The 7,500-nt window shown below is 50.2% G+C and carries 4 tRNA genes and 4 rRNA genes (2 of these 8 cut by a window edge); all 8 read left to right on the top strand.

What is annotated here, in order from left to right:
- A tRNA-Ile gene (locus tag RAN89_RS00070) sits at positions 1–15 on the top strand (it extends 62 nt beyond the left edge of the window).
- A gap of 36 nt (positions 16–51) precedes the next feature.
- Positions 52–127, top strand: a tRNA-Ala gene (locus RAN89_RS00065).
- 368 nt (positions 128–495) lie between these two features.
- Positions 496–3,371 (top strand): 23S ribosomal RNA (locus tag RAN89_RS00060).
- 153 nt (positions 3,372–3,524) lie between these two features.
- Positions 3,525–3,637: ribosomal RNA gene (rrf, locus tag RAN89_RS00055) — 5S ribosomal RNA — on the top strand.
- Positions 3,638–3,968: 331 nt separating this feature from the next.
- Positions 3,969–5,503: ribosomal RNA gene (locus RAN89_RS00050) — 16S ribosomal RNA — on the top strand.
- 111 nt (positions 5,504–5,614) lie between these two features.
- Positions 5,615–5,691, top strand: a tRNA-Ile gene (locus RAN89_RS00045).
- A gap of 36 nt (positions 5,692–5,727) precedes the next feature.
- Positions 5,728–5,803 (top strand) — tRNA-Ala (locus RAN89_RS00040).
- A gap of 368 nt (positions 5,804–6,171) precedes the next feature.
- A 23S ribosomal RNA gene (locus RAN89_RS00035) occupies positions 6,172–7,500 on the top strand (it continues 1,547 nt past the right edge of the window).
- The 16S, 23S and 5S rRNA genes sit together here with 4 tRNA genes alongside, the layout of an rRNA operon.

Here is a 7,500-nt window from a genome sequence, read left to right as displayed (position 1 = left end):
CAACCAGACCCACCATCGTCGTCCAATATACAGGTAGTGATTGGGAAATACGGGGGATTAGCTCAGCTGGGAGAGCACCTGCTTTGCAAGCAGGGGGTCGTCGGTTCGATCCCGTCATCCTCCACCAAACTTCTCGATACTTATAACGTCAACACCAAAGTGGCTTTGCATTGCTTGCAATGAAAAGGCTACTTTGTTGTTGATCAAGATCTCTTGATCAACCGGCTGTTCTTTAACAATTTATAGAGTTTAATCAGCGTTGCTAGCAATATAAGCTGCGTCAAGGAAACTGCACATTCGTAAAGGTTTAGTGCAGACCGTGCCTTGCGTAGTGGCTAGCAACATATTTGATTGCGTCAAAATGAATATCAAACTTCACGTTTGAATTCGAGTTATTCAAGTTAAATTGAATACGGCATAACGCGACAGGTGAGAGACCTGTCAAACATTCCTTGAAGATGACTTGGATACTCGAGAGAGTGGTCAAAGTTATAGGGTCAAGTGAATAAGAGCATGTGGTGGATGCCTTGGCAATGATAGGCGACGAAGGACGTGATAGCCTGCGATAAGCTTCGGGGAGCTGGCAAATAAGCTTTGATCCGGAGATTTCCGAATGGGGAAACCCACCGAAAGGTATCGCATGATGAATACATAGTCATGCGAGGCGAACCGGGTGAACTGAAACATCTCAGTAGCTCGAGGAAAAGACATCAACCGAGATTCCGAAAGTAGTGGCGAGCGAAATCGGAGAAGCCTGCAAGTGATAGCACAAGACATAACGGAACAGCCTGGAAATGCTGGCCATAGCGGGTGATAGCCCCGTACGTGAAATGACCTGCGTGGTACTGAGCTTGCGAAAAGTAGGGCGGGACACGAGAAATCCTGTCTGAATATGGGGGGACCATCCTCCAAGGCTAAATACTCATCATTGACCGATAGTGAACTAGTACCGTGAGGGAAAGGCGAAAAGAACCCCGGGAGGGGAGTGAAATAGATCCTGAAACCGCATGCTTACAAAAAGTAGGAGCCCGCAAGGGTGACTGCGTACCTTTTGTATAATGGGTCAGCGACTTACATTCAGTGGCAAGGTTAACCGAATAGGGAAGCCGTAGAGAAATCGAGTCCGAATAGGGCGTCTAGTCGCTGGGTGTAGACCCGAAACCAAGTGATCTATCCATGGCCAGGATGAAGGTGCCGTAACAGGTACTGGAGGTCCGAACCGACTAGTGTTGCAAAACTAGCGGATGAGCTGTGGATAGGGGTGAAAGGCTAAACAAACTTGGAAATAGCTGGTTCTCTCCGAAAACTATTTAGGTAGTGCCTCAAGTATTACCTGCGGGGGTAGAGCACTGTTTTGGCTAGGGGGTCATGGCGACTTACCAAACCAATGCAAACTCCGAATACCGCAGAGTACAGCTTGGGAGACAGAGCACCGGGTGCTAACGTCCGGACTCAAGAGGGAAACAACCCAGACCGCCAGCTAAGGTCCCTAAAATTGGCTAAGTGGGAAACGAAGTGGGAAGGCTAAAACAGTCAGGATGTTGGCTTAGAAGCAGCCATCATTTAAAGAAAGCGTAATAGCTCACTGATCGAGTCGTCCTGCGCGGAAGATGTAACGGGGCTAAGCCAGTTACCGAAGCTGCGGATTTGCAATTTATTGCAAGTGGTAGGAGAGCGTTCTGTAAGCCTGTGAAGGTGCGTTGTAAAGCGTGCTGGAGGTATCAGAAGTGCGAATGCTGACATGAGTAGCGTTAAAGGGGGTGAAAAGCCCCCTCGCCGTAAGCGCAAGGTTTTCTACGCAACGTTCATCGGCGTAGAGTGAGTCGGCCCCTAAGGCGAGGCAGAGATGCGTAGCTGATGGGAAACAGGTCAATATTCCTGTACCGATGTGTAGTGCGATGTGGGGACGGAGAAGGTTAACTCAGCCAACTGTTGGACATGTTGGTTCAAGCTTGTAGTCGTGCCTGGTAGGCAAATCCGCCGGGCTTAGATGAGGAGTGATAACGAGAGTGCTTGCACTCGAAGTGAGTGATACCCTGCTTCCAGGAAAAGCCACTAAGCTTCAGCTACACACGACCGTACCGCAAACCGACACTGGTGCGCGAGATGAGTATTCTAAGGCGCTTGAGAGAACTCGGGAGAAGGAACTCGGCAAATTGACACCGTAACTTCGGAAGAAGGTGTGCCTTTAGTAGGTGAAGGGATTTACTCCTGGAGCCCAATGAGGTTGCAAAAAATCGGTGGCTGCGACTGTTTATTAAAAACACAGCACTCTGCAAACACGAAAGTGGACGTATAGGGTGTGACGCCTGCCCGGTGCTGGAAGATTAAATGATGGGGTGCAAGCTCTTGATTGAAGTCCCAGTAAACGGCGGCCGTAACTATAACGGTCCTAAGGTAGCGAAATTCCTTGTCGGGTAAGTTCCGACCTGCACGAATGGCGTAACGATGGCCACACTGTCTCCTCCCGAGACTCAGCGAAGTTGAAATGTTTGTGATGATGCAATCTCCCCGCGGAAAGACGGAAAGACCCCATGAACCTTTACTGTAGCTTTGTATTGGACTTTGAACAGATCTGTGTAGGATAGGTGGGAGGCTTTGAAGTAGGGTCGCTAGATCTTATGGAGCCGACGTTGAAATACCACCCTGGTGTGTTTGAGGTTCTAACCTAGGTCCATTATCTGGATCGGGGACAGTGCATGGTAGGCAGTTTGACTGGGGCGGTCTCCTCCCAAAGCGTAACGGAGGAGTTCGAAGGTACGCTAGTTACGGTCGGACATCGTGATGATAGTGCAATGGCATAAGCGTGCTTAACTGCGAGACTGACAAGTCGAGCAGATGCGAAAGCAGGACATAGTGATCCGGTGGTTCTGTATGGAAGGGCCATCGCTCAACGGATAAAAGGTACTCTGGGGATAACAGGCTGATACCGCCCAAGAGTTCATATCGACGGCGGTGTTTGGCACCTCGATGTCGGCTCATCTCATCCTGGGGCTGTAGCCGGTCCCAAGGGTATGGCTGTTCGCCATTTAAAGAGGTACGTGAGCTGGGTTTAAAACGTCGTGAGACAGTTTGGTCCCTATCTTCCGTGGGCGCTGCAGATTTGAGGAAGCCTGCTCCTAGTACGAGAGGACCGGAGTGGACACACCTCTGGTGTATCGGTTGTCACGCCAGTGGCATTGCCGAGTAGCTAAGTGTGGAAGAGATAACCGCTGAAAGCATCTAAGCGGGAAACTCGTTTCAAGATGAGATCTGCCGGGGCCTTGAGCCCCCTGAAGAGTCGTTCAAGACCAGGACGTTGATAGGTCGGGTGTGGAAGCGCAGTAATGCGTTAAGCTAACCGATACTAATTGCTCGTGCGGCTTGACCCTATAACTTTGATGCACGCAAGTGTTTCAAGGAAGTTATGCCAAGTTGACGCATTCAAATGACCATCTCACAGCGAGATGGCGTCGTAAAAGACAAGCTGATTAGCTCTATAAATTGGTTGCCCAGACCTTGAGTCTGGGTGACAACAAGTTATGCCTGACGACCATAGCGACTTGGTACCACTCCTTCCCATCCCGAACAGGACAGTGAAACGAGTCAGCGCCGATGATAGTGCGGATCCCCGTGTGAAAGTAGGACATCGTCAGGCTATTACAGTAAAACACCCCGTCATGTGGCGGGGTGTTTTTTTTAGTGCTGCGGGCAGTGCTAAAAAAAGCAAGAAATCTTCGCCAAGTTTGACGGCGAGCTAAAAAGTGTGTCATAATTTAAGGCTTCGCTGATCGCAGCAAAGCAAGAAGAAGATAAAAGTCTGCTTCTGATCATTAAAAATTTACAGCCGATAAGCGTGGGCGTTTGAAAGTGATTGCCAAGTTCTTTTGGAACTAGTCGCAAGACTTTAAACGCTCATGAGAATAGAAGTGAAGTTCACTTCAATTCCGTTTTTATGAGTTGCTCGAAAGAGCGAAAAATTCAAGATCGAACTATAGAGTTTGATCCTGGCTCAGATTGAACGCTGGCGGCATGCCTTACACATGCAAGTCGAACGGCAGCACGGGAGCAATCCTGGTGGCGAGTGGCGAACGGGTGAGTAATATATCGGAACGTGCCCAGTCGTGGGGGATAACGTAGCGAAAGCTACGCTAATACCGCATACGATCTATGGATGAAAGCGGGGGATCGCAAGACCTCGCGCGATTGGAGCGGCCGATATCAGATTAGGTAGTTGGTGAGGTAAAGGCTCACCAAGCCGACGATCTGTAGCTGGTCTGAGAGGACGACCAGCCACACTGGGACTGAGACACGGCCCAGACTCCTACGGGAGGCAGCAGTGGGGAATTTTGGACAATGGGCGCAAGCCTGATCCAGCAATGCCGCGTGCAGGATGAAGGCCTTCGGGTTGTAAACTGCTTTTGTACGGAACGAAACGGCGAGCTCTAATACAGTTTGCTAATGACGGTACCGTAAGAATAAGCACCGGCTAACTACGTGCCAGCAGCCGCGGTAATACGTAGGGTGCGAGCGTTAATCGGAATTACTGGGCGTAAAGCGTGCGCAGGCGGTGATGTAAGACAGATGTGAAATCCCCGGGCTCAACCTGGGACCTGCATTTGTGACTGCATCGCTAGAGTACGGCAGAGGGGGATGGAATTCCGCGTGTAGCAGTGAAATGCGTAGATATGCGGAGGAACACCGATGGCGAAGGCAATCCCCTGGGCCTGTACTGACGCTCATGCACGAAAGCGTGGGGAGCAAACAGGATTAGATACCCTGGTAGTCCACGCCCTAAACGATGTCAACTGGTTGTTGGGTCTTCACTGACTCAGTAACGAAGCTAACGCGTGAAGTTGACCGCCTGGGGAGTACGGCCGCAAGGTTGAAACTCAAAGGAATTGACGGGGACCCGCACAAGCGGTGGATGATGTGGTTTAATTCGATGCAACGCGAAAAACCTTACCCACCTTTGACATGTACGGAAGTCGCTAGAGATAGCTTCGTGCTCGAAAGAGAGCCGTAACACAGGTGCTGCATGGCTGTCGTCAGCTCGTGTCGTGAGATGTTGGGTTAAGTCCCGCAACGAGCGCAACCCTTGTCATTAGTTGCTACATTCAGTTGGGCACTCTAATGAGACTGCCGGTGACAAACCGGAGGAAGGTGGGGATGACGTCAAGTCCTCATGGCCCTTATAGGTGGGGCTACACACGTCATACAATGGCTGGTACAAAGGGTTGCCAACCCGCGAGGGGGAGCTAATCCCATAAAGCCAGTCGTAGTCCGGATCGCAGTCTGCAACTCGACTGCGTGAAGTCGGAATCGCTAGTAATCGTGGATCAGAATGTCACGGTGAATACGTTCCCGGGTCTTGTACACACCGCCCGTCACACCATGGGAGCGGGTTCTGCCAGAAGTAGTTAGCCTAACCGCAAGGAGGGCGATTACCACGGCAGGGTTCGTGACTGGGGTGAAGTCGTAACAAGGTAGCCGTATCGGAAGGTGCGGCTGGATCACCTCCTTTCTGGAAAACTGCAATCTAATTTGAACGCTCACACTTATCGGTTGTTGGAAGGTTGTCGCTGACGATCAGCATTTGGGCTTAGGTTCATGCCTGGTCATTGGTGACCGGCTTGGGTCTGTAGCTCAGTTGGTTAGAGCACCGTCTTGATAAGGCGGGGGTCGTTGGTTCGAGACCAACCAGACCCACCATCGTCGTCCAATATACAGGTAGTGATTGGGAAATACGGGGGATTAGCTCAGCTGGGAGAGCACCTGCTTTGCAAGCAGGGGGTCGTCGGTTCGATCCCGTCATCCTCCACCAAACTTCTCGATACTTATAACGTCAACACCAAAGTGGCTTTGCATTGCTTGCAATGAAAAGGCTACTTTGTTGTTGATCAAGATCTCTTGATCAACCGGCTGTTCTTTAACAATTTATAGAGTTTAATCAGCGTTGCTAGCAATATAAGCTGCGTCAAGGAAACTGCACATTCGTAAAGGTTTAGTGCAGACCGTGCCTTGCGTAGTGGCTAGCAACATATTTGATTGCGTCAAAATGAATATCAAACTTCACGTTTGAATTCGAGTTATTCAAGTTAAATTGAATACGGCATAACGCGACAGGTGAGAGACCTGTCAAACATTCCTTGAAGATGACTTGGATACTCGAGAGAGTGGTCAAAGTTATAGGGTCAAGTGAATAAGAGCATGTGGTGGATGCCTTGGCAATGATAGGCGACGAAGGACGTGATAGCCTGCGATAAGCTTCGGGGAGCTGGCAAATAAGCTTTGATCCGGAGATTTCCGAATGGGGAAACCCACCGAAAGGTATCGCATGATGAATACATAGTCATGCGAGGCGAACCGGGTGAACTGAAACATCTCAGTAGCTCGAGGAAAAGACATCAACCGAGATTCCGAAAGTAGTGGCGAGCGAAATCGGAGAAGCCTGCAAGTGATAGCACAAGACATAACGGAACAGCCTGGAAATGCTGGCCATAGCGGGTGATAGCCCCGTACGTGAAATGACCTGCGTGGTACTGAGCTTGCGAAAAGTAGGGCGGGACACGAGAAATCCTGTCTGAATATGGGGGGACCATCCTCCAAGGCTAAATACTCATCATTGACCGATAGTGAACTAGTACCGTGAGGGAAAGGCGAAAAGAACCCCGGGAGGGGAGTGAAATAGATCCTGAAACCGCATGCTTACAAAAAGTAGGAGCCCGCAAGGGTGACTGCGTACCTTTTGTATAATGGGTCAGCGACTTACATTCAGTGGCAAGGTTAACCGAATAGGGAAGCCGTAGAGAAATCGAGTCCGAATAGGGCGTCTAGTCGCTGGGTGTAGACCCGAAACCAAGTGATCTATCCATGGCCAGGATGAAGGTGCCGTAACAGGTACTGGAGGTCCGAACCGACTAGTGTTGCAAAACTAGCGGATGAGCTGTGGATAGGGGTGAAAGGCTAAACAAACTTGGAAATAGCTGGTTCTCTCCGAAAACTATTTAGGTAGTGCCTCAAGTATTACCTGCGGGGGTAGAGCACTGTTTTGGCTAGGGGGTCATGGCGACTTACCAAACCAATGCAAACTCCGAATACCGCAGAGTACAGCTTGGGAGACAGAGCACCGGGTGCTAACGTCCGGACTCAAGAGGGAAACAACCCAGACCGCCAGCTAAGGTCCCTAAAATTGGCTAAGTGGGAAACGAAGTGGGAAGGCTAAAACAGTCAGGATGTTGGCTTAGAAGCAGCCATCATTTAAAGAAAGCGTAATAGCTCACTGATCGAGTCGTCCTGCGCGGAAGATGTAACGGGGCTAAGCCAGTTACCGAAGCTGCGGATTTGCAATTTATTGCAAGTGGTAGGAGAGCGTTCTGTAAGCCTGTGAAGGTGCGTTGTAAAGCGTGCTGGAGGTATCAGAAGTGCGAATGCTGACATGAGTAGCGTTAAAGGGGGTGAAAAGCCCCCTCGCCGTAAGCGCAAGGTTTTCTACGCAACGTTCATCGGCGTAGAGTGAGT

It is taken from the genome of Rhodoferax mekongensis, assembly GCF_032191775.1.
Taxonomy (GTDB): domain Bacteria; phylum Pseudomonadota; class Gammaproteobacteria; order Burkholderiales; family Burkholderiaceae_C; genus Allorhodoferax; species Allorhodoferax mekongensis.
Note: the sequence above shows the minus strand (reverse complement) of the source record. Positions and strands in the feature narration are given on the sequence as shown.